Origin of the sequence: Natronoarchaeum mannanilyticum (genome assembly GCF_039522665.1) — an archaeon.
Lineage (GTDB): Archaea > Halobacteriota > Halobacteria > Halobacteriales > Natronoarchaeaceae > Natronoarchaeum > Natronoarchaeum mannanilyticum.
This window is the reverse complement of record NZ_BAAADV010000001.1, coordinates 122,550-145,232: the sequence shown is the minus strand read 5'-3', so window position 1 is coordinate 145,232 and position 22,683 is coordinate 122,550. Positions and strand designations below refer to the sequence as shown.

Annotated in this window: 24 protein-coding genes; 8 read left to right on the top strand and 16 right to left on the bottom strand. The window is 68.5% G+C overall.

The window, feature by feature from the left end; genetic code table 11:
* Positions 1 to 32: 32 nt before the first annotated feature.
* The 3 genes from aroC to ABDZ81_RS00755 all read left to right on the top strand — a co-directional run bounded on the left by aroC (position 33) and on the right by ABDZ81_RS00755 (position 2,269).
* On the top strand, positions 33 to 1,184 hold the full coding sequence (aroC, locus tag ABDZ81_RS00765; protein ID WP_343771899.1) for a chorismate synthase: 1,152 nt from the start codon (positions 33 to 35) through the stop codon (positions 1,182 to 1,184).
* Between the two features lie 74 nt (positions 1,185 to 1,258).
* Positions 1,259 to 1,780 (top strand): inosine/xanthosine triphosphatase, encoded by a 522-nt coding sequence (gene yjjX / locus ABDZ81_RS00760; protein ID WP_343771898.1) that lies wholly within the window; start codon positions 1,259 to 1,261, stop codon positions 1,778 to 1,780.
* A gap of 213 nt (positions 1,781 to 1,993) precedes the next feature.
* Positions 1,994 to 2,269: a DUF7123 family protein gene (locus ABDZ81_RS00755; protein ID WP_343771897.1), complete on the top strand. Its 276-nt coding sequence runs from the start codon at positions 1,994 to 1,996 to the stop codon at positions 2,267 to 2,269.
* 81 nt (positions 2,270 to 2,350) lie between these two features.
* On the opposite strand, the gene ABDZ81_RS00750 is transcribed toward ABDZ81_RS00755, so the two are convergent.
* The 5 genes from ABDZ81_RS00750 to pyk all read right to left on the bottom strand — a co-directional run bounded on the left by ABDZ81_RS00750 (position 2,351) and on the right by pyk (position 7,277).
* Positions 2,351 to 2,971 carry a winged helix-turn-helix transcriptional regulator gene (locus tag ABDZ81_RS00750; protein ID WP_343771896.1) on the bottom strand — a complete coding sequence of 207 codons (621 nt, stop codon included), beginning with the start codon at positions 2,969 to 2,971 and terminating at the stop codon, positions 2,351 to 2,353.
* 195 nt (positions 2,972 to 3,166) lie between these two features.
* Positions 3,167 to 4,309 (bottom strand): SPFH domain-containing protein, encoded by a 1,143-nt coding sequence (locus ABDZ81_RS00745; protein WP_343771895.1) that lies wholly within the window; start codon positions 4,307 to 4,309, stop codon positions 3,167 to 3,169.
* An 88-nt stretch (positions 4,310 to 4,397) separates the two neighbouring features.
* Positions 4,398 to 5,057 carry an NfeD family protein gene (locus ABDZ81_RS00740; protein WP_343771893.1) on the bottom strand — a complete coding sequence of 220 codons (660 nt, stop codon included), beginning with the start codon at positions 5,055 to 5,057 and terminating at the stop codon, positions 4,398 to 4,400.
* 72 nt (positions 5,058 to 5,129) lie between these two features.
* Complete coding sequence (locus ABDZ81_RS00735; protein WP_343771892.1) at positions 5,130 to 5,390, bottom strand: DUF7312 domain-containing protein; 261 nt, start codon at positions 5,388 to 5,390, stop codon at positions 5,130 to 5,132.
* Positions 5,391 to 5,486: 96 nt separating this feature from the next.
* Positions 5,487 to 7,277 (bottom strand): pyruvate kinase, encoded by a 1,791-nt coding sequence (gene pyk, locus ABDZ81_RS00730; protein WP_343771891.1) that lies wholly within the window; start codon positions 7,275 to 7,277, stop codon positions 5,487 to 5,489.
* A 240-nt stretch (positions 7,278 to 7,517) separates the two neighbouring features.
* Here pyk and ABDZ81_RS00725 point away from each other — a divergent pair, with 240 nt between their 5' ends.
* Positions 7,518 to 7,865, top strand: coding sequence for a DUF7964 domain-containing protein (locus tag ABDZ81_RS00725; RefSeq protein WP_343771890.1), 348 nt, complete (start codon positions 7,518 to 7,520; stop codon positions 7,863 to 7,865).
* A gap of 59 nt (positions 7,866 to 7,924) precedes the next feature.
* On the opposite strand, the gene ABDZ81_RS00720 is transcribed toward ABDZ81_RS00725, so the two are convergent.
* The gene (locus ABDZ81_RS00720; RefSeq protein ID WP_343771888.1) at positions 7,925 to 8,665 is read right to left on the bottom strand and encodes a helix-turn-helix domain-containing protein; all 741 of its coding nucleotides are present in this window, start codon (positions 8,663 to 8,665) and stop codon (positions 7,925 to 7,927) included.
* 75 nt (positions 8,666 to 8,740) lie between these two features.
* On the opposite strand from ABDZ81_RS00720, the gene ABDZ81_RS00715 reads away from it, so the two are divergent.
* On the top strand, positions 8,741 to 9,037 hold the full coding sequence (locus ABDZ81_RS00715) for a HalOD1 output domain-containing protein (RefSeq protein ID WP_343771887.1): 297 nt from the start codon (positions 8,741 to 8,743) through the stop codon (positions 9,035 to 9,037).
* 93 nt (positions 9,038 to 9,130) lie between these two features.
* On the opposite strand, the gene ABDZ81_RS00710 is transcribed toward ABDZ81_RS00715, so the two are convergent.
* The 3 genes from ABDZ81_RS00710 to metG form a co-directional block, all read right to left on the bottom strand.
* Positions 9,131 to 9,466 (bottom strand): DUF7344 domain-containing protein, encoded by a 336-nt coding sequence (locus tag ABDZ81_RS00710; protein ID WP_343771886.1) that lies wholly within the window; start codon positions 9,464 to 9,466, stop codon positions 9,131 to 9,133.
* 64 nt (positions 9,467 to 9,530) lie between these two features.
* On the bottom strand, positions 9,531 to 10,703 hold the full coding sequence (locus tag ABDZ81_RS00705; protein WP_343771885.1) for a sensor histidine kinase: 1,173 nt from the start codon (positions 10,701 to 10,703) through the stop codon (positions 9,531 to 9,533).
* A gap of 139 nt (positions 10,704 to 10,842) precedes the next feature.
* The gene (metG, locus tag ABDZ81_RS00700; RefSeq protein ID WP_343771884.1) at positions 10,843 to 12,984 is read right to left on the bottom strand and encodes a methionine--tRNA ligase; all 2,142 of its coding nucleotides are present in this window, start codon (positions 12,982 to 12,984) and stop codon (positions 10,843 to 10,845) included.
* A gap of 212 nt (positions 12,985 to 13,196) precedes the next feature.
* Here metG and ABDZ81_RS00695 point away from each other — a divergent pair, with 212 nt between their 5' ends.
* Both ABDZ81_RS00695 and ABDZ81_RS00690 read left to right on the top strand, forming a co-directional pair.
* Positions 13,197 to 13,406, top strand: a complete 210-nt coding sequence (locus tag ABDZ81_RS00695) for a hypothetical protein (protein ID WP_343771883.1) — start codon at positions 13,197 to 13,199, stop codon at positions 13,404 to 13,406.
* 219 nt (positions 13,407 to 13,625) lie between these two features.
* A complete protein-coding gene (locus ABDZ81_RS00690; protein WP_343771882.1) occupies positions 13,626 to 13,994 on the top strand; it encodes a DUF7344 domain-containing protein in 369 nt (122 codons plus the stop codon).
* A gap of 54 nt (positions 13,995 to 14,048) precedes the next feature.
* Here ABDZ81_RS00690 and ABDZ81_RS00685 read toward each other — a convergent pair whose 3' ends face one another.
* Entirely contained in the window at positions 14,049 to 14,372 is a 324-nt protein-coding gene (locus tag ABDZ81_RS00685) for a tRNA-binding protein (protein WP_343771881.1), read from the bottom strand.
* Positions 14,373 to 14,477: 105 nt separating this feature from the next.
* On the opposite strand from ABDZ81_RS00685, the gene ABDZ81_RS00680 reads away from it, so the two are divergent.
* On the top strand, positions 14,478 to 15,650 hold the full coding sequence (locus ABDZ81_RS00680; protein ID WP_343773343.1) for an MFS transporter: 1,173 nt from the start codon (positions 14,478 to 14,480) through the stop codon (positions 15,648 to 15,650).
* 206 nt (positions 15,651 to 15,856) lie between these two features.
* Here the strand turns inward: ABDZ81_RS00680 and ABDZ81_RS00675 are convergent, their stop codons facing one another.
* From ABDZ81_RS00675 to ABDZ81_RS00650, 6 genes are all read right to left on the bottom strand, one after another.
* A complete protein-coding gene (locus ABDZ81_RS00675; protein ID WP_343771880.1) occupies positions 15,857 to 16,834 on the bottom strand; it encodes a Gfo/Idh/MocA family protein in 978 nt (325 codons plus the stop codon).
* A 94-nt stretch (positions 16,835 to 16,928) separates the two neighbouring features.
* Positions 16,929 to 17,621: a DUF4013 domain-containing protein gene (locus tag ABDZ81_RS00670; protein ID WP_343771879.1), complete on the bottom strand. Its 693-nt coding sequence runs from the start codon at positions 17,619 to 17,621 to the stop codon at positions 16,929 to 16,931.
* A gap of 155 nt (positions 17,622 to 17,776) precedes the next feature.
* Entirely contained in the window at positions 17,777 to 18,850 is a 1,074-nt protein-coding gene (gene mfnA / locus ABDZ81_RS00665) for a tyrosine decarboxylase MfnA (RefSeq protein WP_343771878.1), read from the bottom strand.
* A 344-nt stretch (positions 18,851 to 19,194) separates the two neighbouring features.
* Positions 19,195 to 20,496, bottom strand: coding sequence for an aspartate--tRNA(Asn) ligase (gene aspS / locus ABDZ81_RS00660; protein WP_343771877.1), 1,302 nt, complete (start codon positions 20,494 to 20,496; stop codon positions 19,195 to 19,197).
* A gap of 345 nt (positions 20,497 to 20,841) precedes the next feature.
* On the bottom strand, positions 20,842 to 21,072 hold the full coding sequence (locus ABDZ81_RS00655) for a hypothetical protein (protein WP_343771876.1): 231 nt from the start codon (positions 21,070 to 21,072) through the stop codon (positions 20,842 to 20,844).
* A gap of 90 nt (positions 21,073 to 21,162) precedes the next feature.
* Positions 21,163 to 22,635, bottom strand: a complete 1,473-nt coding sequence (locus tag ABDZ81_RS00650) for an MATE family efflux transporter (protein WP_343773342.1) — start codon at positions 22,633 to 22,635, stop codon at positions 21,163 to 21,165.
* Positions 22,636 to 22,683 lie beyond the last annotated feature (48 nt).

Genomic DNA, 22,683 nt, shown 5'->3' with positions numbered 1-22,683 from the left:
ATCTAAATGCCCGGCCCCCTCAGAAGCGGGTAATGAACGGGAACTCGTTCGGTCGCCTCTTCCAGGTGACCACGTTCGGCGAGAGCCACGGCGAGGCGATGGGCGTGACCGTGTCGGGCTGTCCGGCCGGGCTCGAACTCTCCGAAGAGGACATCCAGGGCGACCTCGACCGGCGCAAGCCCGGCCAGTCGAAGATCTCGACCAGCCGCGGCGAGCCCGATGACGTCGCGATCAAAAGCGGCGTCCAGGACGGCTACACCACCGGGACGCCGATCGGAATGGTCATCCAGAACAAGGACGCTCGCTCGGGCAAGTACGAGCCGTTCATCACGGCGCCCCGGCCCTCCCACGGCGACTTCACCTACTCGTCGAAGTTCGGCACGCGCAACTGGGGCGGCGGCGGGCGCTCGTCGGCCCGCGAGACGGTGAACTGGGTCGCCGCGGGCGCGATCGCGAAGAAGCTCCTGAAACAGGAGGGCGTCGAGCTCAAAGCCCACGTCAACCAGATCGGCGACGTCGAGGCGCCGGAAGTCTCCTTCGAGCAGATGCTCGAACACAGCGAGGAGAACGACGTGCGCTGCGCGGATCCCGACGCCGCCGCGGAGATGCAGGAACTGATCGAGGACTACCAGGAAAAAGGCGACTCGATCGGCGGGTCGATCTACTTCGAGGCCCGCGGCGTCCCGCGCGGGCTGGGCGCGCCCCGGTTCGACTCGGTCGAGTCCCGCCTGGGGCAGGCGATGATGAGCGTCCCCGCGACGACCGCCTTCGAGTTCGGCCTCGGCAAGGATGCCCGCGAGGTTTCGGGCTACGACCGGAACGACCACTGGGAATTTGACGAGAACGACGAGCCCGTCCCCGCCGAAAACGACCACGGCGGCCTGCAGGGCGGCATAACGTCGGGCGAGCCGATCTACGGTGAGGTGACGCTCCACGCCCCGACGTCGATTCCCAAGACCCAGCAGACCGTCGACTGGGAGACCGGCGAGGAAAAAGAGGAGAAGGTCATCGGGCGCCACGACCCGGTGCTGCCGCCCCGCGGCGTCCCCGTCGTCGAGGCGATGCTCGCGCTCACCCTGGTGGACTTCATGCTGCTCTCGGGTCGGATCAACCCCGACCGCGTCGACGGACAGGTGGGCGAGTACGACACGGACTACCACCCGAGCAGTCCGCGTAACGAGTAGTCGAGACGCCGACGTTCGATTTTCCCACCGTCCGAATCGTTGCTTACAGATAGCCCGAGCGACTGCTTCGGGTAATGCGAGTGAGCGTGGGGAGCGGGAACCCGGTCAAAGTAGCGGCGGTCGAGGACGCCCTGGCGGACGTGCCGGGCGTCGCGGTCGAGAGCGCGGACGTCGACTCCGGCGTCCCCGAGCAACCGCGGGGGCGCGCCGAGACGATCGAGGGCGCCGAGACGCGCGCCGAGCGCGCCCTCGCGGCCGGCGACTACGATCTCGGCGTCGGCGTCGAGGGCGGCGTCGCGGAGATCGAATCGCGGCCGGGCCTGTACTTGATCATGTGGGCCGCGGCGACCGACGGCGAACGAACGGGCCGCGGCGCCGGGCCGACGATCCGCTTGCCCGAATCGATGGCCGACCCCGTCCGCGAGGGGCGCGAGCTCGGTCCGGTCGTCGACGAGGTACTGGGGACCGAGAACGTCGGCGAGGGAAAGGGCGCGGCGGGCATCCTCTCCGGCGACGCCATCGATCGCCGGTCGTCGCTCGCCCACGCGGTCGGCGCGGCGCTCGGACCGTTCGTGACGCCCCACTACGACGAGTGATCGAGGCCGGGGATCGGTGAGAGACGCCACCGCGCCATCGCTGGTAACTGTGCGTTACCGGACCGGTCCGGCCGCCGGGGCGTTAACCAGCCGTACCAACGGCGCCCTCAGGTAGGTTTCTTTCGGTCGAATTGGGCGCCAAAATCGCAAGACTGCACGGGGTTAGCCCCTCGTACCAAACCCCCTAAGGCGGTCTTACCTCTACCCTGTAGTATGAGCACGACCGCAACCGCGACCGCCGAAGCGGAAACCGCCGCCGAGTCCGAGACCGCTCCCGACCTGTCCGACAAGCAACGGCGCATCCTCTCGTACCTGCGCGAGCGCGCGGCGACCAAGACGTACTTCAAGTCGCGGCTGATCGGCGACGCGCTCGACATGACCGCCAAGGAAGTCGGCGCGAACATGACCGCGATCCAGGAGGGGAACTTCGACGTCGACGTCGAGAAGTGGGGCTACTCCTCCAGCACGACCTGGAAGGTCAGCGCCTGAATCGGCGACTCGTAGAACGCGCGTCAAAACTCTTCTCGCGGTCACTCGCTCCGACTGTCCGATCGGGAGCGCCGCGGCGGGCTACGGATCGAACCGGATCAGCTCGTCGGCCTCGCCGGCCAGCGCCTCGGCGTCCTCGCCGAACGAATCGGCGTACCGGACGATCAGCGTCAGCACCGTCTCGGGCTCTCGCACCGCGTAGCCGTCCTCCCGCGAGAGCAGCCCAGCCGACTCCAGTTCGCCGGCGTACTTGCTGACTGTCGGGCGCGAGACGCCGACGGCGTCGGCGATGTCGCCGCCGGTCGCGGCGGGATCCCGCAGGAGTTCGACGAGCATTCCCCGCGGCGTCTCGCGGCGGAGATACCCGAGCGCCACCTGCTCGAACTCCGAAAAGCGGTCGGCCGGGAAGTACCGCCGGTAGTCGCCGTCGCGGCGCGACTCGATCCGGCCCGCGTCGAGCAGCTCCCGGAGGTGGTGCTGGGTCTCGCCCGTGCCCAGCTGCAGGTCGTCGCGGACCTTCGAGAAGTGCGCGCCGGGCGTCGTCGCGAGGTAGCCCGAAATCGCGCTCCGGGCCTCGCTGTCGTCGCTCTCGGCCTCCTCGCCCGCGGCCACGCCGCCGGCGAACGGCGCCGCGGCGCCGAGGGCGGCGAAGCGCCGCAGCGTGGCGCGCTTGGACTCGTCGACGTCTCGGGGACCGGACATCTACCGCGGAGTAGAGCGCGTCGAAATAAAACCGCTTCGGATGGTCGCAGTTGCTTCCGATGCTCAAGTTCGAATAAAAATGACTGCAGATCGGTCCGATTAGTTGCGGGTCGGGTCGGCGCGGGGCGGAACAGGTCGCGTCGACGCCGAGGTGACGGCGACGGAGCGGCGGCGGACGGCGCCTCCGCGGGGCAGTTATTCCAATTCCTGTTCGACGTCGGCCTGCTCCTCGACCTCCTGGTCCATCTCCTCGATCACTTCGTCGGCGCTGCGGATGTTCGCGCCCGCACTGCCCTCCTTGATCGCCTGGGCTTCCTCCTCCATCTGCTCGACGTCCATCTCGGCTTCGGCGTCGATCTGGCCGAGGATCTCCTCGATGTCGTCGAGGCCGAGCATCTCGCGGGTCTCCTGGTCGAACTCCAGACTGTCGAGCGACCCGTCCTGCTGCTCGACGTCGCTGCCGGTCAGGTGCTTGCCGTACCGACCGACGAGCGAGGTGAGTTCCTGGGGCATCACGAACGTCGTCGACTCGCCCTTGCCGATCTCTTCGAGCGTCTCCATCCCCTTGTCGATCACCGCACGCTCGCCCATCGACTCGGCGGACTTTGCGCGCAGCACGGTCGAGATGGCGTCACCCTGCGCTTCGAGGATCTGGCTCTGCTTTTCACCCTGCGCGCGGATGATGTTGGACTGCTTGTCACCCTCGGCCTGCTCGACGGCGGAGCGCCGTTCGCCCTGCGCTTCGAGGATCATCGCGCGGCGGCGGCGCTCGGCGCTGGTCTGTTGCTCCATCGCCTCCTGGACGTCCTTCGAGGGGTTGACCTCGCGGACCTCGACGGACTCGACGCGGATCCCCCACTCGTCCGTGGGCTCGTCGAGTTCCTTGCGGATCTTGGCGTTGATCTCCTGGCGCTTGTTCAGCGTGTCGTCGAGTTCCATGTCGCCCAGCACCGCCCGGAGCGTCGTCTGGGCGAGGTTCGAGACGGCCCGCTTGTAGTCGTCGACTTCGAGGAACGCCTTCTTGGCGTTCATCACCTTGATGTAGACGACGGCGTCGGCGGTCACCGGCGAGTTGTCGCGGGTGATCGCTTCCTGCCGGGGGACGTCCAGCGTCTGGGTTCGCATGTCGAACTTGTGCGTGTTCGAGACGAACGGGGGGACGAAGTTGATACCCGGTTCGAGCAGTTTGCGGTACTCGCCGAACACCGTCAGCGCGCGCTTCTCGGTCGCGTCGACGATCTCGATCGAACTCGCGAGCGTTACGACCGCCAACAGCAGCAGGAGGGCCCCGAGGACCGTAATCGTCGGGACGGCCTGCAGTAGTATTTCTCCGGCCATGATCGCAATTTATGTCGGGAGCGTAATAAGAGTTCTCTGTTCATCACGGTCTATCATTTCCGGCCGCGCGACAGGAGACCGGTTCGCCCTACCCCGCCTCTTCGGTTTCGACGTCGCGCTCGTCGTCCGACTGGGCGTCGGCGTCCCCCGCCGCGGCGTCGTGCGAGTCCCCGTCGTCGTCCTGCGATGCGGCTTCGGCGTCCCTCGACGCGGTATCGGCGTCCTCAGACGCCTCCGAAGCTCTGCTGTCCCGTTCGAGTTCGCGGTCGATCTGATCCCGGTCGAACTGCTCCATCGAGTCGACCGTCACCACGTTGCCGCCGCCGGGGTCGACGACGATCACTTCCGTCCCCTCGGGGATCTCCTCGTCGAACGCGCGGGCCTGGAAGAACGGGTTGAACCCGCCGTCCTCCAGTTTGACCTGTCCCTCGGTCGCGGTGACGCGCTCGGTGACTTTCCCGGTCTGACCCTTCAGCGAATCGGAGTCGCTCGTTCGCGCGGTCCCTTTCCCGCCGTAGAAGTCGAACTCCCGGTAGATCCACAGCGCGGCCGCACCGACGACCAGCACCGTCGCGGCCATCGCGATCGGCGCCGCGAGGGGCGTAAACGCCATTCCCAGCAGCCCCGCGAACAGCAGCGCGACGCCGAGCACGATCAGGTGAGCCCCGGGCGCCATCGCTTCCATCACTAAGAGGACGATCCCGGCGATCACCAACAACAGCGGCGGGTCGACGGCCTCCAACACCATACGCGGGTGTTGGGAACGTGACCGATTAATGCTTGTGCAAGCGTGGCAGGGAACCGGCGGCCCGGGCGACGGTCACCCGACGAACACCGTGGCGGTCCGCAGCACGATCAGGACCCCCACGAGAGCGCCGAGCGCGACGAACGCCGCGTTCTCGAGGTCGATCTCTTCGGGTTCGATCGAGCGGTCGATCGCCTCGTAGGGGGTCTCACCGTCTTCAGCGCTGGGCCCCCTCTCGTCCGACGCCTCGTCTCCCGCGTCGTCGTCGTCCTCCAGATCTGCGAGGCTGTACTCCCACTCGCGCCCCTCGTCGTCGTCGTCGCTCGGCGCAGCCATACCTTATCGTAGCCGGGCCAGCACAAAAAGCGACCCGTCCGAGTGCGGCGCACGTCGGCGCCGCCGACTCCCGGACGCCTACCGGAGCCGGGACGCCTACCGATGCCGCTCGGCCGGCGCCCGGCCCGTCTGCTCGGCGCGCTCGCGCGCGGAGACTACGTCCCCGGCGTACACGACGCCGCGCTGGGCGTCGATCGTCACCGTCTCGCCGACGTCGACGTCGCCGCTCAGATCGGCGCCGCTGACCATCGGGATGTCGAGCTCGCGGGCGACCATCGCGGGGTAGCCGGTCATGCCGGGGCGGGCGTCGACGATGCCGCCGAGCTTCGCGGCGTCGCCGTCGAACTCGCCGTCGAACGACTCGTCGAGCGCGAGGATCGCGCCCTCCGGAACGTCAGAGAGATCGCCGTCGGTGGTTCTGGCGACCGGTCCCGACAGGCGGCCTTCGACGACGACGCGTCCCGCCGCGACCGCGTCAGCCGCGACGTGGACTTTGAGCATGTTCGTCGTGCTGGTTCCTTCGAGCTCGGTCATCATCCCCGAGAGGACGACGACCGTGTCGCCGCTCTCGGCGGCGCCCGAGTCGAGCGCGGCCTGAACGGCGTTCTCGATGACGGCGTCGGATCCCTCGTCGGTAAACGGCGCGTACACCGGACGGACGCCCCACGAGAGCGCGAGCTGGCGGCGGACGCGATCGTTCGGCGTCGCCGCGACGACCGGCGCGCCCGGGCGGAACTTCGCTGTCTTGAGCGCGGTGTAGCCGGACTCGCTGGCGGCGACGACCGCGCCGGCGCCGATGTCCCGCGCGAGGTAGCGCGCCGACCGGGCCAGCGCGTCGGTCCGCGAGTCGTCGGCCGCGGGGACGCGGCCCTCCCGAACTTCGCGGTACTCGCCGCTGCGCTCGACCTCGGCGACGATCCGGTCCATCGCCTCGACGACGCGAACCGGGTGCTCGCCGATGGCCGTCTCGCCCGACAGCATCACGGCGTCCGTACCGTCGAGCACGGCGTTGGCGACGTCCGAGGCCTCCGCGCGAGTCGGCCGGCGCTCGTGGACCATCGAGTCGAGCATCTCCGTCGCCGTGATGACCGGGACGCCGGCGTCGCGGCACTTCCGGATGATCCGCTTCTGGACGATCGGGACCTCCTCCATCGGGCACTCGACGCCCAGGTCGCCGCGCGCGACCATCACGCCGTACGCGGCGTCGATGATCTCGTCGAGGTTGTCGACCGCGCCCGCCCGCTCGATCTTCGCGATGATCGGGATGTCGGCGCCCGCTTCCTCCAGCACCTGATTGACCTCGTAGACGTCGTCGGCGTCGCGGACGAAACTCGCGGCGACGAAGTCGGCGCCCTTCTCGGCGGCCAGCTCCAGGTCCTTGCGATCCTTCTCGGTGACGACGTCGAGATCGAGGTCGACGCCGGGGATGTTGACGCCCTTGCGGCCGGGCAAGGGGCCGCCGTCCTCGACGTGCGCGTACACGGCGTCGCCGTCCACCCGGGTCACCGTCGTCTCGATCCGCCCGTCGTCGAGCAGGATGCGGTCGCCCTCGGCGACGCCGGAGATCGAGACCGACAGGCCGACCTCCTCGGGCGTCGCCTCCTCGCCCTCGACGAACCGGATTTCGCTGCCGGCTTCGAGCTCGATCGGTTCCTCCAGGGGCGCGGTGCGGATTTCGGGGCCCTTGGTGTCGAGCATCGCGGCCAGCGGCTCGTCGGCCGCCTCGTCGACCGCCTGGATGCGGTCGATCAGCTCCCCCCGCGTCTCGAGGTCACCGTGGCTCGCGTTGAGCCGCGCGACCGACATCCCCGCGTCCGCAAGATCCCGAATCGTACGCCGGGATTCCGATGCCGGACCCAGCGTACAGACTATCTTCGCGTTTCTCATGCCAGGGTGTACGCCCGACCTACTCAAAAAACGCTTTGTTCCGGTCGCGCGTGGTGCGTTTGCTCACTATCGTCGGGAGTTTCGTGACAGCTCGGCGTCGGTATCGGATCGAGCCGAACGTGTGCAGCGTACGGAGGCCGACCGTAGCGCTCGATGGGTGTGGGCCGTCGCGTCGACCGATGAGGCGCGGCCGGCGTTTCGACCGGGGCTTTCTTGCCCGGCGGCGTCCCATTCCGGACCATGACCGAGGATCCGAGCGTGCTGTCGTCGCTGCCCGACGCGCCGCTGACCCGGGACGCCATCGACTCGCTGGGCGACGCCGACGCCGTGCGTCACGCCTCGCCCGTGCTGGTGCGCGGTCCCGGCGGGCCGGACGGGCCGAACGAGGACCACGCCGAGGACGTGCTGTTCGCGACCGAGGACCGGATCTGGTACCTCTCGCTGGAACCCGAGGACGGATGGTCGGCCGAGCGCGAGGCGACCTACGCGGACGGCGAGTTCGAAGACGCGTTAGAGGAGATCCGACTCGAAGCGTCGAAGCACGCCGAACGAAAGTACCAGGCGGAAACGGAGTTCGAAATCGGGTGATGGTCGACGGCCGTGTGGCCGACAGCGCCGCCGACTAACGGCCGGTCTCCTACATCGACTCACTCGGCGTCGGCGGCGGCACCCGATCGAGCGGAGCCCGTCTCTTCGGGCCGCTCGAAGAACGCGCCGATGAACTTGCGCTCGACGGCCCGGAGGTGCTTGAGCAGCGTCGACGTCGAGATGCCCTGTCGGTCGGCGAGTTTCTCGGCGGTGATCCCGCGTGGCCAGTCGTAGTAGCCCGACTCGTGGGCCGCGACCAGCACCTCCGTCTGGCGGTCGGTGAGTCGCTCATCGATCGCCTCTCGAAACTGGCGGTGGCTGAACATCGGCGTCACGTACGGCTGGTCGCACTTGCGTTCCAGCTCGGCGTCGGGGTGGGCGTCGAGGAACGCGTCGACGATCTCGCCGGCGTCTTCGTCCGCCGGGATTTCGGCGCGGATGTGCCCCTCGCCTCCGGTACTGTAGACGCGCCGCGGCAGCGCGCCGCGCTCGCTCAGGAAGACGGCCGGGCACGCCTCGGCGACGTGAAACTCGAACAGCCCGCCCGACTCGTACTCGTTGAGCAGCGTCGGGTCGGCGGAGGGATGCTCGTCCGCGAGTTCGAGGATGCGGTCGGGATCGGCGCCGACCACCGCGAAGAACTCGGCGTAGGAGTTCGCGCCGCGGGGGAGAATCTCCTCCAGAAAGATCCTGCATCCGTCGATCGCGGACGCCCCGACGAAGGGGTACTCCGGGTCCGAGACGGCGAACTCGACCCGCGTCACCCCCTCGGACACCGGACGCTGCTGGTTCACTGTCATCAGTGAGGGCGTTCGGCGCCTGTGGGGTTAAATCCTAGCCACGGGGACTACCCGTTAGAAAGCTGTAACGTAGTTATGGACGACCCCGCTACGGACACCGCCGACGACTCCGCGATCTTCGCGTGTTCGGCCGGCGACGAGGAGCCGACCAGCGCCGCCGTGGTGCGGGCGGTCGCGACGGCGTCGAACACGGCGGCGACCGGCCTGCCGCCGCTGTACGACACTGTCGATCCCGACACGCTGGACAGCCTCTTTCCGTCGGACGCGGCGGGCGGCGAGTTGCGATTCGACTACGCGGGGTACGCCGTCGTCGTCGGGGCGAACGAGACCGTAACGCTCCACAAAACGGTGGACAGTCCGCTCTCGGCCTGACGCCGCCGGACGCGCGCTCGTTTTGATGGGTGCCGAGCACACCGCGGTACTCCGGTCGCGGCGTGAAGAAGGAACCGCCGGACCGCTCAGTTCTCAGAACTCGGCGAGCAGCGGGGGCTCGCCGACGTCGGCTGTCCGGGGTTCGATCTCGTTCTCCTCGGTATCGTAGGTGAGGTAGCCGGCGTCGTCCAGCTTCGGGAGGTGGACGTGGTGGAGCGTCAGCAGCACGTCGTCGACTGCGTCCGCCTCGACCGCCGCGGGCGCGGCGTCGTTCTCGACGGCGGCGACCTTCGCGGCGAGGTCGCGCCGGTCGACGACCGTCTGTTCGCCCTGCAGCGCGGCGAGGACGGCTCGGCGTCGCGGGTCGACGACGCTGGTAAGCGTGGCTTCCGAGAGAGCGCGGTCGTCGGCGAAGCGGGTTACTGACATCGTACTCTATCGAAGGAACCGGTAGGGGGTATGTTACGCGCCAAACGACGTAGGTGCTGAGATCTTAGATAAGATCGCTGTCCGGTTCGGCGGGTCGCTCGGGGTCGTCCGCGTCGCTGCCGACCGCCGGGACCGTGAAGTAGAACGTCGCGCCCTCGCCGGGGTCGGACTCGACCCAGATCCGGCCGCCGTGGCGCTCGACGATGCGCTCGCAGAGCGCGAGCCCGATGCCGCCGTGGTCGTCGCCAGCACCAGACTGGTCGGCGTGCATGCGCTCGAACACGTTGAAGATCTGGTCCTGGTACTTTCCCTCGATGCCGATCCCCTCGTCGGCGACCGAGAACCGCCACTCGTCGCCCTCGCGGTCGGCGCCGACGTGCACCTTCGGGGGGTCGTCCCCGCTGAACGCCAGCGCGTTCGAGAGCAGGTTCCGGAACACCTGTTCGAGCTGTTCGGGATCGGCGCGCACCGTCGGCAGTTCGTCGGCGGTGATCGTCGCGTCGGTTTCCTCGATCGTCGGCGCGAAGTCGTCGAGAATCGTCTCGAGCGCCGCTTCGGCGTCCGTCGGTTCGAGCGGTTCGCCGCCGGTCGAAACCCGCGAATACGCCAGCAGGCTCTCGATCATCGCGCGCATCCGGTCGGCGCCGCCGACCGCGAAGTCGATGTACTCCTCGGCGTCCTCGTCGAGGTCGTCGCCGTACCGCTTTTCCAGCAGCTGGAGGTAGCTCGACACCATCCGCATGGGCTCTTGCAGATCGTGGGAGGCGGCGTAGGCGAACTCCTCGAGGCGCTCGTTCGACGTCCGGAGCTGGTCGACCGTGTCCTCGAGTTCGGCCTTCGTTCGTTCCAGCTCACGATTTCGGAGTTCGAGTTCTCGCGTTCGCGTTCTGGCGCGCGCGTCGTACAGGCCCGCGGCGAAGCCGGCGACGCCGGCGAGCGGCGAAAGGATGAGCACGTTGGCGACGACGTTCGTGAGGTCGACGAGGAGCTCCAGAAACACGAGGACGGCGGCTATCGCGACGACGCCGCGGAGACACCACACGGCGACGGTGGCGAAGAACTCGGGGCGAACGTCGGTTTCCGGCAGGCGATAGCCGCCGTAGAGCAGGGCGATCCCGGCGCCGCCGGAGAGGACGGCGACGCTCAGTCCCTCCCGCGGCGGCATGCCCGCTCGAACCTGTGCGAGCGGCCACGCGATGCCGGACGCGACGTAGAGGCCCCCGAGAGCCAGGATCACGCGTCGCCCGCCCGCGTTCGAGAGGAATCGAGACACGATAGCTAGTAGCCGTTGAGCGGTAGGGCGGGTTAGAACTTGCGGGAAAACGAGCGTCGGCTCCGATCGGATCCGACTCGGCCGGAACGGAGCGACGCTGCGATTACTTGATCTTCGTGCCCGGCGCGGCGTCCTCGTGGGTCGTCAGCAGGTCGGCCTGCTCGCCCGCCGCCAGCACCATGCCGTTCGACTCGACGCCGAATAGCTCGGCCTTCTCCAGATTCGCCAGCACGACGACCTTCGTCCCCGGCAGCGCGTCGACGTCGTGGAGCTGCTTGAGGCCGGCGACGATCTGGCGCGTCTCGACGCCGATGTCGACCTCGAGGCGGACGAGCTCGTCGGCGCCCTCGATCCCCTCGGCGCTCTCGATGCGCCCGACGCGCATGTCGACGTCCTGGAACTCCTCGAAGCCGATGCGCTCGTCCGCGAGCGCTTCGAGATCGGCGGCAGCCGCGTCGGCCGCGTCGCCGTCGTCGCTCGACGCCGCGTCGGCGTCATCCTCGGCTTCGGCGTCGTCCGCGTCGGCGTCCTGATCGTCGCTCGCCGCCGCGACCCGCTCGGCGAGCTTCTCGTTGAGCTCCTCGACGCGGTCGTCTTCTATCTTGTCGAACAGCTCGACGGGCTCGTCGAACTCGGCCGGCGGCGCCTCCAGGGCGTGTTCGAGCAGCGCGTCGGCGACGTCCCCGTCCTCGCCCAGCTGCTCCCAGACCTGCTGGGCCTTGTCCGGGGCGATCGGCTCCAGCAGCACCGCGACGGCCTTGGCGATCTGGACGCAGTCGCGGATCACCTGCTCGGCTTCCTCGGGGTCGTCGTCGACGAGGTTCCAGGGCTCGTTGCGCTGGATGTACTCGTTGCCGAACTTCGCGAGCTCGGTCGTGGCGCCCGCGACGTCGCGCAGCGAGTAGTCGTTGACGCCGGCGCGGAACTGCTCGACGGCGTCCTGGATTCGCTCGCGGACCTCCTCCGAGACGTCGGCGTCCGGCGTGCCCTCGTAGTTGCGGTAGGCGAACAGCGTGCTCCGGTAGAGGAAGTTGCCGACGTTGCCCACCAGCTCGCCGTTGACCTTCTCCTGGAACGCGTCCCACGAGAAGTCGACGTCCTGCTGGAGGCCGCCGGTCGTCGTCAGGTAGTACCGCAGCAGATCGGGGTGGAACCCCTCGTTGAGGTACTCCTCGGCCCAGATCGCGCGGTTCCGGCTGGTCGACAGGCCCTTGCCGTTGATCGTGATGAAGCCCGTCGCCGCGACAGCGCGGGGCGCGTTGTAGTCGGCGCCCTCCAGCATCGCCGGCCAGAAGATGGTGTGGTGCTGGATGATGTCGCGGCCGATGAAGTGGACGATCTCGCCGCCGGACTCGCCCGTCGCGTTGCTGTCCTTCCAGACTTCCTCCCAGTCGTACTCGTCGGCGCCGACGCGCTCGGAGTACTGCTTGGAGCTGGCGATGTACTCGATCGGCGCGTCGACCCAGACGTACAGCACGAGGTCGTCCTCGCCCTCTGTCTCGCCGGGATAGTCGATCCCCCAGTCCATGTCGCGGGTGATACACCAGTCCTGCAGGCCGTCCTCGATCCACTGGCGCGGCTGGTTGCGCGCGTTCGAGGTCCCTTCGAGGCCGTCGAGGAACTCGGTCAGGTAGTCGGAGAACTCCGAGACCTCGAAGAACTTGTGGGTGCGCTCGCGGTACTCGGCGGGGTTGCCCGTGATCGAACTCGTCGGGTCCTCGACCTCGCCGGGTTCGAGGTGGCGCTGGCAGCCCTCGTCGCACTCGTCGCCGCGGGCCTTCTCCCCGCAGTAGGGGCAGGTGCCGACGACGTACCGGTCGGGCAGGTACTGATCGGCGTCGGGATCGTAGGCGACCTGGATCTCCTTCTCGTAGACGTACCCCGCCTCGTCGAGTGTTCTGACGATCTCCCGGGTGAGCTCGGTGTTGGTCTCGTCGTGGGTGTGGCCGTAGTTGTCGAAGTCGACGTTGAACTTCGGGAACGTCTCCTCGTACTGCTCGTGCCACTCCAGGGCGAACGCCTCGGGATCGACGCCCTCCTGTTCTGCGTTGACGGCCACCGGCGTGCCGTGCATATCCGACCCGCAGACGTAGGCGGTTTTCTGGCCCAGCGTCTCCAGGGCGCGGTCGAACGCGTCGGCGCCGATGTACCCCCGCAGGTGACCGATGTGCAGGTCGCCGTTGGCGTACGGCAGCCCGCAGGTCACCACGGCGGGATCGTCGGTCGGGAACTCTTCGCGGCTCATACTATCGCTTGGTCGCTTCCGCGAGTAAAAGCCGCTGGTTTCGGCCGTGGATCGCTCACCTGCGTTTCCGGCCGCTGCCGACGGGCGGGATTCCGGCCGCGGTGCTTGCTCCGGCGCGCGCAAGCGTTATGCTGTCGTCGCGCCTCCCTTCCCTCTGAGTGTCGCCGCCCCGCGCCCTGACGCGACCCGCCGGACGACACCCACGACGGACCATGTACTCTCACGATCCCACAGATTGTTCGGACACCCCCACTGAGCCTGTCGAGTTCGACCGCGAGCTCTCCGACCTGCTGCTTCGGGCATTCGCCGCCGGGTCGCCGGTAGACGGCGACTGGACGGTCGAAACCGAGTCGCCCAGCGTCCCCGACTGGACGGTGACGATCAGCCGCCGGGCGAGCGACGCGCTCGACGCCGACGATTGATCTCGTCTCGCGCGCTCGTCGCGCGTCGGGTCGTAAACGAACGCGTCGAACACCTTTCGGTACGTAAACGCTCGCGTCACGCTACGGTCGACACGCAAACGAGGCGGAACGCGAGCATTCTTCAGATAGGGCTATATTACTCCCGCGGCAAGCCGTAATCGTCACGCCCTACCGTCGGTACAGCCGCGCTATCGAACGTGAGGGCGGGGTGATGTTATCATGACGACCGACACTGCCAACCCCGAGCGGAACCGCATCGACCCCGGCCTGCGGGCTGACGTCATCTTCGACGTGCTGAACCACTCGCGGCGACGCAACGCGCTGTACTATCTCGCCGACCGCGTCGGCGCCGTCCCGCTCTCGGAACTCGCCGAGGCCGTCGCGGAGCGGGAGGGCGAGCCGACCGACGAGCGCCGCCAGCGCGTCGCGACCGGGCTCTACCACACGCACCTACCGAAGTTCGAGGAGACGGGGGTCGCCGAGTACGATCCCCGGACCGACGTCGTGACGCTGTCGACCCGGGCCGCGACCGCGCTCGCGCCGTACCTCGAACTGGCCGCTCGCGACGACGCCCGTCCGGACTGCTGAATCCGAACAGTCGCCGCCCCTGCCGACACCTCCTTTCTCCGTCCCGGCCGCCGCTCAGTACAACTCGCCACCGAGCGGGACGTCCTCGTCGGGACCGACCAGCATCGGGTTGCCGTCGGCGTCGGGGACGCCAACCGTCAGCGCTTGCGACTCGAAACCCGCGATCGGGACCGTTCCGAGATCGGTCGCACAGAGCACCTGTCGCCCCGGCAGCTCCTCGGGATCGTGGTTGTACCCTAACTGGGCGGCCGACTGGACCTCCTCGTCGCCGAGGTCGATCCACAGCTTCACGAGCTCGGGTTTGTTCGCCTCGGGAAACGGTTCGGCGTCGACCACTTCGCCGACCCTGATCGTGACGTCGAAGGGACTCTCAGTCATCGTCGAGGATCTGCACCGCCCGCCGAATTGAACCTTCGGAAGGCGGAAGCCGCGCCCGAAATCCGAAGGCGTACGTCCCCGCGCCGGAGACGGGTGAGCGTATCGATGCGCTGGCGCTACCGCGACACCGTCCTCGCCCTCTGTACGCTGGCCTTCTTCGTGACGATGGTCGGCCGGCTCGCGATCAGTCCGGTCGTCCCCGATCTCACCGCGGAGTTCGGCGTCTCGAACGGCCTGATCGGGCTGGCGCTGACGGGGATGTGGATGACCTACGCGCTCGCGCAGTTCCCCAGTGGCCTCCTTGCCGACCGGTACGGCGAGCGGATCGTCGTCCTCGCGTCGATCGCGGGCACCGGCGCGACGAGTCTCCTGATCGTCTCGGCCCCGCAGTTCGCCGTGTTCGTCCTCGGAACGGTGCTCTTGGGCGCCGCCGCAGGACTGCACTACAGCGTCGCGACGACGCTGCTCACGCGCACGTACGACGACATCGGGACTGCGGTCGGCCTGCACAACGCCGGCGCGCCCGCCGCCGGGCTGCTCACGCCCATCGTCGTCTCGTGGATCGCGGTTCGACACGGCTGGCGGCCGGCGGTCGGGATCACCGTCGTCGTCGCGATCCCGGCGCTGGCGCTGTTCGCGCGCGGCGTCCGGCCGACCGAGCCGCGGCGACCCGACCAGCCGATGCGCGAGCGGCTCGAACTCGCGCCGATCCTCGATCTGCTCTCGCGGCCCTCGATCGTCTTTACGGGTGCCGTCGCGATCATCTGCGATTTCACGTGGCAGGGCGTCGCGTCGTTCCTGCCGACGTTCCTCGAGAACTTCCGGGGGTACTCCGGAACGCTGTCGGGGACGCTGTTTGCGGTCTACTTCGTGATCCAGGGGGTGTTGCAGGTCGCGGTCGGGTCGGTCGCCGACCGGTTCGGGCGCGACGTCGCCACCGCGCTGTGCATGGGCGCCGGCATCGCCGGGTTCGGGCTGCTCGTCGCGGGGCCGGGGATCGCCGCGGTGTCGGCCGGGATCGTCCTGCTCGGCCTGGGGATGGGTTGGGGCGCCGCGGTGATCCCGCGGTTCATGGACCAGCTCTCCGACGAGGAGCGGGGCGCCGGCTTCGGTCTGGTGCGGACGGTGTACATGATGATCGCCGCGACCGGATCGGTTGCCACCGGGACCGTGGCCGATCAGTTCGGGTGGGCGGCCTCGTTCACGATGCTCGCGGTGCTGATGGCGGTCGTGCTCGTACTTCTCGGCGCGAATTGGTTGCTCGGGTCGGAGTACTGACCGTGCGATCCGCGATCGACCGACAGACGGCCGCTCATCTTTTTCGCGACGGCCGCCTCGGCAGGGCATCGCGACGCCGACACCGATTTGCTATCGCGGTATAGGATTTATCCCGCCGGTCGGCGCCGGAGCAGTCGCTGACGATCGGGCGCGATACGAACGTCGAAGGTTCCGAAAACTGAGCTTCTAGCCGGTGTATCGCCCGTTCACTCGACCGATACCGGCGCGTCGCGGTCGGCGCTCTCGTAGAGCGCGTCGATCACGCGCATGTTCGCGATCGCCTCGGTGCCGCCGGTGCGCGGCTCCTCGCCGGCCTCGATCGATTCCGCGAAGTGATCGACCTCAAGGCGGTACTGGTCGATCGGGTCGAACGTCTCGACGCCGTGCCGGCCGTCGATCCGGTACTCCAGCTCGACGGGCTCCTCGGTCGGCGCGTCGAAGGCGTCGCCCACCTCGATCCAGCCGTCGGTCGCCTCGACGCGGTAGCGCTGGACGAGCTGCGTGTCGAAGCCGCAGGCCACGCGGGCCGAAGCTCCAGATTCGTACTCCAGCACGCCGGCGAGTTCGGTGTCGACACCACTACCGCGCGAGTCGTCGGTGTGCGCGTACGCGCGATCTGGTTCCCCGAGGAACAGCCCCGCCGCCGAGACGGCGTAACAGCCCACGTCCATCAGGCTCCCGCCGGCCAGATCGGGATCGAGGCGCACGTCTCCGGGGCGGCCGTACAGCGGGAACTTGAACGAGGCGTTCACCGACCGGATCTCGCCGAGTTCCTCGCGCGCGAGTTGGGCGGCGCGCTCCGTGCGGGGGTGGTACCGGTACATGAACGCCTCCATCAGCGTGACGCCGCGATCAGCGCAGTGGTCCACGACCTCGCGGGCCTCCTCGGCGTCCTCGGTCAGGGGTTTCTCGCAGAGCACGTGCAGCCCCGCGTCGGCGGCCTTCTTCGTCCATTCTGCGTGGAGCCCGTTGGGTAGGGGGTTGTACACGCCGTCGATGCCGTCGTCTTCGAGCAGTTCCTCGTAGGAGCCGTAGCTCCGGGGAATGCCGTACTCGTCGGCGACCGATCGGGCGCGGTCGGCGTCGCGCGAACTGATCGCGGCGACGTCGTGGTCGCTGCCCTCCAGAGCGGGAATGAGCGATCCGCGGGCGATGTCCGCAGTGCTGATGATACCGAGGTCCATGGTACGGGAGTCGGCACGGCGTCGGAAAAACCGTCAGGTTGCGGTAGTTCGGTCGGCGGGGTGCCGACCGGGAGATTCAGTCTGGCGACCGACGTCAGGCGGCCGGCCGGGAGACGGTTTCGGGGTCGATCTCGGCGACGTCGACCTCCTCGCGGTCGCCCCAGGCCCGCCCGATCGCGTAGTACGCGGCGACGCCGGCGTAGAAGCCGACGAACGCGGCGACGACCGCTCCGACCGCGGGGATGCCGGCGAAGATGCCCGAGACGACGCCGCCGGCGAGGACGAACCCCGCCGCGACGAGCCAGGCGGTCGCGTACGATTCGCTGAACAGCACGGGGCTGAGCGTCGCGACGTCGAAGCCGGCGCCGATCCGGCCGCTCTCGGCGACGTTAGCCAGCGCGGCGGGCGTGACGTACGCGGCGGCGAGCGAGAGCGCGACCCACAGCAGTCCGCCGATCACCAGCAGCGCGACGCCGACGGCGGTCGCGTCGCCGGTCAGCGCGAGCGCGCCGCCGACGAACACGACGGCGCCGACCGCCGAGACGAGCGCGTAGGCGAGCGCGACGACCGACCCGCGGACGCCCTCGCGGAGCAGCCCCTCCCAGTTCTCGAAGGCGGGCGCGCGCTCGTCGCCGCGGGCGACCGAGCGGAGCACGCGCATGAAGTAACCGATCAGGACGATCGCCGGGACGATCAGAACGCTCGTGAGCGCGAGCAGTCCCCCGATCAGGAGAGTTCGTACGGAACCTTCGTTGCTGCGCGGGTAGTCGATGGCTTCTGAAATCATTGGTATCACCGGAACGTCGGCGTCGCGGCCGCGAGAGAGAAAATCGATCCGGTCGGCGGCACCGACCTCGTTCCTACCTACCTCTAGGTGCGCAGGGAGCTTAACCGTATGCGCCGGATTCGGCCGTTTTCAGTGCCGATACGACCGATTTCGTCTCAGTCGCCCGTGCTGACGGTCCGCCGGAGCGCGTCGACGTCCGCGACGAACGACTCCAGCATCTCGCGGGTGACGTGGGGCATGCAGACGACCCGGAGTTCGCCGGCGCCCGTTCGCGAGATGCGCCACCCCTCCTCGCGCAGGCGATCGAACAGCGTCGGCGGGACGTCGGCGGCCACGAGCGGCAGTTCGGGCTCGACCACGTCGTACCCCCGCTCGGCGAGGGCGTCGGCCAGCCAGTCGGCGTTGTTCTGGGCGCGCACGTACTGCTCGCGGTAGCCCTCCGGCCAGAGTTCCTCCAGCGCGGCGACGACGCTAGCGACGCCGGCGCCGCTGCGCGTCCCGGTGAGCGTCGCCTGATCGGTCGATTCGAGGTACGGCGTGTCGACGGCCAGCGCGTCGAGCACCTCCGGCGATCGGGTGAGAAACCCGCCCGCGGGGATCGCCGCACAGCCCATCTTGTGCGGATCGATCGTCAGCGTGTCCGCGTCGACGTGGTCGAAGCGCCACTCGCGGTCGGTAAAGGGGAGGACGAATCCACCCCAGGCGGCGTCGACGTGGAGCAGGGCGCCGGCGTCGTCGGCCACGTCCGCCAGCGCGTCGAGCGGGTCGACGCGGCCGTACTCGGTCGAACCGGCGACGCCCACGACCAGCGCGGTGTCGGCGTCGGCCAGCTCCGTCACGGCGTCGACGTGCACCCGATAGTCGTCGTCGACCGGCGCGGTCCGAAGTTCGACGCCGAGCAGCCCCGCCGCCTTCCGGAAGCTGAAGTGGGCGCTCTCGGGCAGCACGACGTTTGGGTCCTCGGTCGCCGCGAGGTTGCGCGCGGCCCGCACGGCCTGGATGTTGGCCTCGGTCCCGCCGCTGGCGACGTAGCCGTGCGGATCGTCCAGCCCCACGATCTCGCCCAGCGCGTCGACCGCATCGGTTTCGAGTTCGGCGACCGTCTGGTACGTTCCGGGGTCGCCGGGGTTGGTCGCCAGGAAAGCTTCGGCGGCCTCGCGCGCCACCGGGTGCGGTTCGGTACACATCGAGGAGAGCACCCGGCTGAAATCCTGCGGCTCGGCTCGCATAGCCAGAATGTAGGCGGACAGGCGTTTAGGGATTGCGTTCTCCGAAGGGCGGCAACGAGTGGCGAGTTGTCGGGCCGCGGGCGCGACGGAGCGTCGCTCACGACTCGACGCGTGGCGCCGGGTCGTTTCATCGACGAATCGGCCGGCGACGAGGCCGCGCCCCGCTGTTTGATATAGCAGCTACCGGTTGACGGATCGACGACCGCGCGTGCTCTTCAGTTGTCTGTTCGGCGTCGAGATCGCGGGCAGAAGCAGTGACGGCGAATTACGGCGTCAAAGACTCAGTCGCTGCCGGTCCGGCGAGACTCGCTCCGCTCGTCTCGCTGGCTCCCAGCGGCTTCGTCCTACGGACTCAGCCGCTGCCGGTCTCGCGGGAAGAGCACGGCCTCCCGGATGTTGTCGAGGTCGAGCATCGTCATCACGACGCGCTCGACGCCGTAGGCCCACCCGGCGTGGGGCGGCATGCCGTACTTGAACATCTTGGTGTAGTACTCGAACTGCGAGGGATCGAGCCCCTGCTGCTCGAACCCTTCGACGAGGTTCTCGTAGCGGTGCTCGCGCTGGCCGCCCGAGACCAGTTCCATGCGCGGGTGCATGAGGTCGAAGCCCTTCGAGAGCTCCTCGTCGTCGTCGTAGTCCTGGATGTAGAACGGCTTGATCTCGCTGGGCCAGTCGGTGATGAAGTAGTGGCCGCCGATCTCGTCGCCGAGCGCCTTTTCGGCCTCGGTAGAGAGGTCGTCGCCCCAGACGAGCTGCTCGTCAAGCTCGCCGGTGGCGTTGATGCGCTCGAGAGCCTCCTCGTAGGTGAGTCGCGGGAAGTCCTCCTCAGGGGCCGCGAAGTCGTCGTACCCCAGGAGTTCGAGCTCCTCCTGGCAGTTCTCCTCGACGGCCTGGTAGGCGGCGTGGAGCGTGCCCTCGCAGACGTCCATTGCCTCCTCGTGGTCGATGAAGGCCGACTCGAAGTCGATCATCGTCGCCTCGTTGAGGTGTCGCGGCGTGTTGTGCTCCTCGGCGCGGAAGATCGGGCCGACCTCGAAGACGCGCTCGAGTCCGGAACCGACCATCAGCTGCTTGAACAGCTGGGGCGACTGGTTCATGAACGCTTCCTGGCCGAAGTAGGTGACCGGGAACAGCTCGGTGCCGCCCTCGGTGCCCGTGGCGACGATCTTCGGCGTGTTGATCTCCGTGCTGCCGATCGATCGGAAGTAGTCGCGAACCGCGCGCAGGATCTCCGCGCGGATCTCGAAGATCGCCTGTATCTCGGGCTTTCGGACGTCGAGCGTCCGGTTGTCGAGTCGCGTCGGGAGTTCGGCGTCGACCTTCCCCGAGGGATCGAGCGGCAGTTCGGGGTCCGCGGGCGCGATGACCTCCACGTCTTCGGGGACGATCTCGACGTCGGTCGGAGCGCGGGGTTCTTCCTCGACGTCGCCGGTCACCTTGACGACGCTCTCCCGGGAGATGTCCAGTCCCGTTTCGACGAGCTCGTCGTCCATCTCGTCTTTCTCGAACTTGACCTGGATCTTCCCGGACTGGTCTCGAACGATGAGGAAGGCGATCCCGCCGAGGTCGCGGATCTCGTGAGCCCAGCCGGCGACGGTGACGGCGTCGCCCGGCTCGGCGTCCGCTGTGTAAGTGCGGTCCTGCATACCTCCGGGTTCGGAGTGCCGCGCCTTAAACTGCGTCGGTTCGGCGCAGGCGCGCTCGACGCCCGAGGCGCCGCTTCGAGCGGGTTCCGTTCGCTTGCGATCCACCAAAATGCGCTTCTATGTGTCGATTTTGAGCACTTCACGGGTTAACGCCTCGATTTGTCCTGATTTCGGTGCGACGCCGAAGCGGTGTCTGAACGAAGTGATAAATCTCATATTGCGATATAGAATCTGAGGGTGACCCAGGGAGAGCGTCGCGAGGGCGACGCAGTCGCTCTCGGAGCGAGAGCGCGAAAAACAACGATTCGGATGCCCGAAACTCGAAATTGAGCGTCCGGCCGCCAATTATCGGGTCGAGACGGCTCTCGTCAGTCGCATCAGTACGGCGAGCCCGACGACGATGGCGACAAGCATGGTTCCGGTGCCCGCCGCGTTCTTCGAGAGTCCAGCAGCCATCAGCGCCCTGACGCCAACATCGGCACCGGTCAGCGTCAGCGCGGCGACGGTTGCCAGCGCGAGCAGCGACGTGGGGATCGCGTCGGGTCGGATCGGAAGGGTACGTCGCGAACTAGACATGGACAACGAACTATGACTACGTCTGTCGTATTTATTGTTTGGTGTTACCACACATCGAGGGAAACGGATTCGGCGGACTATCGAGACCAATCAGTCGCTCAGCGACGCCTCGGGGCGATAGGACCGGCTGATCGCCATCCACCGGCCGCTCTTGAACCGGTAGTAGGTGACGACGGCGGGCACCAGCGTCTCGACGACCAGCGCGACGTACAGCGCCTCGATGCCCAGCGGCGTCACCGCGGCGAGGCCGGGCAACGGGATCGACGCCGCGCCGGCGTACGCGATCGGCAGCGTGAACGCGTACAGTCCGAGCAGTTGCGCGTAGAACGGCCAGCGCGTGTCGCCGCTGGCGCGTAGCGGACCGGTCGCACCGCCGCTGACGCCGCGGAACACGACGCTGACGCAGGCCACGACTATGAACGTCGCGACGAGCGGCACCATCGAGGGATCGTCGGCGAAGACGCCCGCGATCGGCCGGGCGAACGCAAACACGAGCCCGGCGGCGACCGCGTACACCGCCACGCCGAACAGGAGCACCTCGGAGCCGTAGGTGGCGGCGTCTCGCTCGTCGCCGGTGCCCAGTTCCTGCCCGACGAGGCTGCTGGAGGCCAGCGAGAAGCCCCAGCCGGGCGTGTCCATCAGGTCGCGGACGCGCCGCGCCGCGACGAAGGCCGCCAGCACGTCGGCGCCGAACAGCGCGACGATCGCCAGCATCGGGAACTGGGCGGCCCGCCGCGCGGTGTTGGTAAACACCAGCGGCGCGCCGATCGTGACGACGTCGCGAACCTCGCCGAGCGTGGCGACGGGGGCCGAGCGGGTCAGCGTCACCGGAAACTCGCCGATCAGCGGCAGCCTTAGGCCGGCGAATCCGGCGACGAACGCGCCGAGGACGAGCACGTTGGCGACGACCGTCCCGATCGCGGCGCCGACGACGCCCATCCCCACCGCGAAGATCAGCACGGCGTTGATGGCGACGTTGACGGCGGCGCCGCCGGCCCGGAGGATCATCGGCGTCCAGGCGTCGTCGGCGCCGACGAGCGTCCGGCTCCCGATCAGGTTCAGGCCCGCGAACGGCACCCCGAGCGCGACGACTTTGAGGTAGTCCGCCCCGTAGGCGATCGCGGCGGGGCTGTCGTCGGCCAGCGCCTGGCCGACCAGCGCGACGAGTTCTCGGGGGAACGTCCAGAACAGCGCCGCGAGCGGGAGCGTAAGCGCGAGCACGACCAGCCAGCCCGTCGTGACCGCCAGCGACAGCTCCTCGCGGGCGTCGGCGCCGTAGCGCTGGGAGACGAGGCCGATCGTCGCCCCGGCGACGCCGCCGCCGAACGCGAACGCCAGCCCCCAGAACGGCGTCGCGACGCCGACACCGGCGATCGCCGCCGACCCGAGCGCGGCCCCGACCATCGCGACGTCGGCGGCGGACTTGGACATCCGCGCCAGCCCGGTGACGATCCGGGGCCACGCGAGGTCGGTCGTCCGCTCGGCTCTGCGGCCGTCGATCAGGCCCGCTCGCGCGAGCAGGCGACCGATCGACAGCAGGAGCCAGCGGACCGGGTTGGGCAGTCGGCTCGTCGCAGAAGACACAGCGGAGCTAATCGATCGTCGCTCTTA

Bases quoted from the DNA above. Each gene is read 5' to 3' on its own strand.
- ABDZ81_RS00715 (WP_343771887.1), top strand. From the start codon at position 8,741: ATGGACGACCCCGCTACGGACACCGCCGACGACTCCGCGATCTTCGCG.
- ABDZ81_RS00710 (WP_343771886.1), bottom strand. From the start codon at position 9,466: ATGTCAGTAACCCGCTTCGCCGACGACCGCGCTCTCTCGGAAGCCACG.
- ABDZ81_RS00680 (WP_343773343.1), top strand. From the start codon at position 14,478: ATGCGCTGGCGCTACCGCGACACCGTCCTCGCCCTCTGTACGCTGGCC.
- ABDZ81_RS00740 (WP_343771893.1), bottom strand. From the start codon at position 5,057: ATGGTGTTGGAGGCCGTCGACCCGCCGCTGTTGTTGGTGATCGCCGGG.
- pyk (WP_343771891.1), bottom strand. From the start codon at position 7,277: ATGAGAAACGCGAAGATAGTCTGTACGCTGGGTCCGGCATCGGAATCC.
- ABDZ81_RS00690 (WP_343771882.1), top strand. From the start codon at position 13,626: ATGACGACCGACACTGCCAACCCCGAGCGGAACCGCATCGACCCCGGC.
- ABDZ81_RS00685 (WP_343771881.1), bottom strand. From the start codon at position 14,372: ATGACTGAGAGTCCCTTCGACGTCACGATCAGGGTCGGCGAAGTGGTC.
- ABDZ81_RS00670 (WP_343771879.1), bottom strand. From the start codon at position 17,621: ATGATTTCAGAAGCCATCGACTACCCGCGCAGCAACGAAGGTTCCGTA.
- aspS (WP_343771877.1), bottom strand. From the start codon at position 20,496: ATGCAGGACCGCACTTACACAGCGGACGCCGAGCCGGGCGACGCCGTC.
- aroC (WP_343771899.1), top strand. From the start codon at position 33: ATGAACGGGAACTCGTTCGGTCGCCTCTTCCAGGTGACCACGTTCGGC.
- ABDZ81_RS00720 (WP_343771888.1), bottom strand. From the start codon at position 8,665: ATGACAGTGAACCAGCAGCGTCCGGTGTCCGAGGGGGTGACGCGGGTC.
- metG (WP_343771884.1), bottom strand. From the start codon at position 12,984: ATGAGCCGCGAAGAGTTCCCGACCGACGATCCCGCCGTGGTGACCTGC.
- ABDZ81_RS00735 (WP_343771892.1), bottom strand. From the start codon at position 5,390: ATGGCTGCGCCGAGCGACGACGACGACGAGGGGCGCGAGTGGGAGTAC.
- ABDZ81_RS00675 (WP_343771880.1), bottom strand. From the start codon at position 16,834: ATGGACCTCGGTATCATCAGCACTGCGGACATCGCCCGCGGATCGCTC.
- yjjX (WP_343771898.1), top strand. From the start codon at position 1,259: ATGCGAGTGAGCGTGGGGAGCGGGAACCCGGTCAAAGTAGCGGCGGTC.
- ABDZ81_RS00655 (WP_343771876.1), bottom strand. From the start codon at position 21,072: ATGTCTAGTTCGCGACGTACCCTTCCGATCCGACCCGACGCGATCCCC.
- ABDZ81_RS00750 (WP_343771896.1), bottom strand. From the start codon at position 2,971: ATGTCCGGTCCCCGAGACGTCGACGAGTCCAAGCGCGCCACGCTGCGG.
- ABDZ81_RS00725 (WP_343771890.1), top strand. From the start codon at position 7,518: ATGACCGAGGATCCGAGCGTGCTGTCGTCGCTGCCCGACGCGCCGCTG.
- mfnA (WP_343771878.1), bottom strand. From the start codon at position 18,850: ATGCGAGCCGAGCCGCAGGATTTCAGCCGGGTGCTCTCCTCGATGTGT.
- ABDZ81_RS00755 (WP_343771897.1), top strand. From the start codon at position 1,994: ATGAGCACGACCGCAACCGCGACCGCCGAAGCGGAAACCGCCGCCGAG.
- ABDZ81_RS00695 (WP_343771883.1), top strand. From the start codon at position 13,197: ATGTACTCTCACGATCCCACAGATTGTTCGGACACCCCCACTGAGCCT.
- ABDZ81_RS00745 (WP_343771895.1), bottom strand. From the start codon at position 4,309: ATGGCCGGAGAAATACTACTGCAGGCCGTCCCGACGATTACGGTCCTC.